Source organism: Streptomyces sp. NPDC050423, assembly GCF_040655445.1.
Lineage (GTDB): Bacteria > Actinomycetota > Actinomycetes > Streptomycetales > Streptomycetaceae > Streptomyces.
The window spans coordinates 1-3,336 of record NZ_JBFAJY010000089.1 but is presented as its reverse complement, the minus strand read 5'-3'; the positions used below and the strand labels follow the sequence as shown (position 1 = coordinate 3,336).

Annotated in this window: 1 protein-coding gene; it reads left to right on the top strand. The window is 68.4% G+C overall.

Annotated features, from left to right (window positions below; genetic code table 11):
* Nucleotides 1-3,336, top strand: a 3,336-nt coding sequence (locus AB0I52_RS32690; RefSeq protein ID WP_363078782.1) for a type I polyketide synthase, incomplete at both ends; no start/stop codon positions are given.

The window sequence follows — 3,336 nt, the reverse complement described above, 5'->3', positions numbered from 1 at the left end:
GTCCTGGGAGGCGGTGGAGAGTGCGGGGATCGATCCCCTCTCCCTGAAGGGCAGCCGCACCGGCGTCTTCGCCGGCCTGATGTACCACGACTACGGCCCCGGCACGAGCGACGGCAGCCTCGTCACCGGCCGCATAGCCTTCACCCTCGGTCTCGAAGGCCCCGCCGTCACCATCGACACCGCATGTTCGTCATCGCTCGTCGCCCTCCACTGGGCAGGACAGGCACTGCGCCGTGGCGACTGCTCGATGGCGCTGGTCGGTGGCGTGACGGTGATGACGACGCCGGACATGTTTCTCTACTTCAGCCACCAGCGGGGCATGGCGAAGGACGGGCGCTGCAAGTCCTTCGCCGCCGACGCGGACGGCACGGGCTGCTCGGAGGGCGTCGGCGTCCTCATGGTCGAACGCCTCTCGGACGCCCAGCGCAACGGACACCCCGTACTCGCGGTGGTCCGGGGAAGCGCCATCAACCAGGACGGCGCGTCGAGCGGGATGACCACCCCCAACGGCCCCTCGCAGCAACGGGTGATCCGCGCGGCACTGGAGAACGCCGGCCTCTCGACCAACGACGTGGACCTGGTGGAGGCGCACGGCACGGGCACCCGCCTGGGAGACCCGATCGAGGCACAGGCGCTGCTCGCGACATATGGGAAGGGGCGCCCGGCGGGCGATCCCCTCTGGCTGGGCTCGTTGAAGTCGAACCTGGGCCACACCCAGGCAGCCGCCGGTGTGGGCGGTGTCATCAAGGCCGTACAGGCGATCCGGCACGGCGTGCTGCCGAAGTCCCTCCACTCACAGACGCGCTCGCCGCACGTGGACTGGGATGCCGGGGCGGTGGAGTTGCTGACGGAGTCTCGGGTGTGGCCGGAGCGGGATCGTCCGCGTCGGGTGGGTGTGTCGTCGTTCGGGCTGAGTGGGACGAATGCGCACGTGATTGTGGAGCAGGCTCCGGTGGAGGTGGAGCCGGCTGAGGTTTCCGTGGTTGAGGTGCCGGTGGTGCCGGTGGTGTTGTCGGCGCGGAGTGAGGCGGGGCTGTCGGGTCAGGCCGCGAAGTTGCTGGCTCGGGTGGCGGAGTCGTCTTCTTCGCTGGTGGATGTGGGTTTTTCGTCGGTGGTGTCGCGTGCGGTGCTTGAGCATCGTGCGGTGGTGGCGGCGTCGGATCGTGAGGAGTTGGTGCGGGGTCTGACGGCTCTGGTTGAGGGCGAGGTGTCGGCTTCGGTGGTGCGGGGGTCGGTGCGTTCGGCCGGTGCTACGGCCTTCCTGTTCACGGGTCAGGGTGCGCAGCGGTTGGGGATGGGTCGGGAGCTGTATGAGGCGTTCCCGGTGTTCGCGGAGGCGTTCGACGCGGTGCTGGTCGAGCTCGATGCCCGGTTGGGGTGTTCGTTGCGTGAGGTGGTGTGGGGTGAGGATGTCGATCTGTTGAACGGGACGATGTTCGCCCAGGCCGGTCTGTTCGCCGTCGAGACGGCGTTGTTCCGGCTGGTGGAGTCGTGGGGGGTGCGTCCGGACTTCCTGGTGGGTCATTCGGTGGGTGAGATCGCGGCTGCGCACGTCTCGGGTGCCCTGTCGCTGGGTGACGCGGCTGAACTCGTCGTGGCGCGTGGTCGGTTGATGCAGGCGCTTCCCACTGGTGGGTCGATGGTGGCGGTGGAGGCGACGGAGGCTGAGGTGCTTCCGCTGCTCAGTGACGAGGTCGGGATCGCGGCGGTCAATGGTCCGCGTTCTGTGGTGGTTTCGGGGGTGGAGGGTGCGGTTGCTGATCTGGCGGGGAAGTTCGCCGGTCAGGGGCGTCGGACGAGTGTGTTGCGGGTGTCGCACGCCTTCCATTCGCCGTTGATGGAGCCGATGTTGGCGGAGTTCGGGGCGGTGGTGGCCGGGCTGTCGTTCGGTGCCGCGTCGATTCCGGTGGTGTCGGGTGTGTCGGGGGATCTGGCGGAGGACTGGGGTTCGGCCGCGTACTGGGTGCGGCATGTGCGGGAGGCGGTGCGGTTCGCGGACGCGGTGTCGTTCGTCGCTGCGCGTGGTGTCACGTCCTACGTCGAACTGGGTCCGGATGGTGTGCTGAGCGGGATGGCGCAGCAGTCGGTGGACGCGGAGTCGGCTCTGTTCGTTTCGTTGGTGCGCAAGGGTCGTCCCGAGGTGGCTGCGGCTGTCACGGCGCTGGGTCAGTTGCATGTGGCGGGTGTCTCGGTGGACTGGGCTCGGTTCTTCGAGGGTTCGGGTGCGCGTCGCGTCGATCTGCCGACGTACGCCTTTCAGCGTGAGCGGTTCTGGTTGGAGTGTGTGGGTGGTGGTGATGCTGGTGGTTTGGGTCAGGTGGTGGTTGATCATCCGGTGTTGGGTGCGGCGGTGGCGTTGCCGGATTCTGGTGGTGTGGTGTTGACGGGGCGGTTGTCGGTGGAGGGGATGGGGTGGTTGGCGGATCATGAGGTGTTGGGGTCGGTATTGTTGCCGGGTGCTGCGTTTGTGGAGTTGGTGGTGCGGGCTGCTGATGAGGTGGGTTGTGGGGTGGTGGAGGAGTTGACGTTGCGGGCGCCGCTGGTTCTTCCGGAGCGTGGTGGTGTGGCGTTGCAGGTGGTGGTGGGTGGTCCGGATGAGGTCGGGTGTCGTTCGGTGCGGGTGCATTCGCGTCGCGAGAGCGATGGCGCGGGCGCGGGCTGGGTGTTGCACGCGGACGGTGTGCTGGGTGCGGGTTCGGGTGAGGCGGTGCCGGCCTTCGACCTCACCGAATGGCCCCCGCCGGGCGCGGCCGCCGTACGGACGGACGACGCCTACGAGCTGCTCCACCAGCAGGGTTACGTCTACGGCCCCGTCTTCCGGGGGCTCAAGGCCGTGTGGCGGCGCGGGGACGATGTCTTCGCCGAGGTCGAGCTGCCCGAGCAGGCACACGGGGACGCCGAACGATTCGGTCTCCACCCCGCCCTGCTCGACGCGACCATGCACGCTCTGGGAGTCGGTGAGGACGTCACGGGCGACGAGCCGACCGAGCTTCCGTTCTCCTGGACGGACGTTTCTCTGCACGCCGCCGGTGCCCGCTCGCTGCGGGTTCGGCTGTCTCCCCAGGGCGTCAACAGCCTCTCGCTGAGCCTGGCGGACCAGGACGGCGCCCCTGTGGCCACGGTCGGCGGACTCATGTTCCGTCCGGTGTCGGTGGAGCAGTTGGGTGGGTCGGGTGTGGGTGGTGGGTTGCATGAGGTGGTGTGGCGGCCGTTGGTGTCGGCTGGTGTGGTGGAGGGTGCGGGTGTGTCGGGTGCGGTGGTGTTTGAGGTGCCGTCGGTGGGTGTGGGTGTGGATCCGGTGGTGGGTGTGCGGTCGGTGTTGGGTGGGGTGCTTGA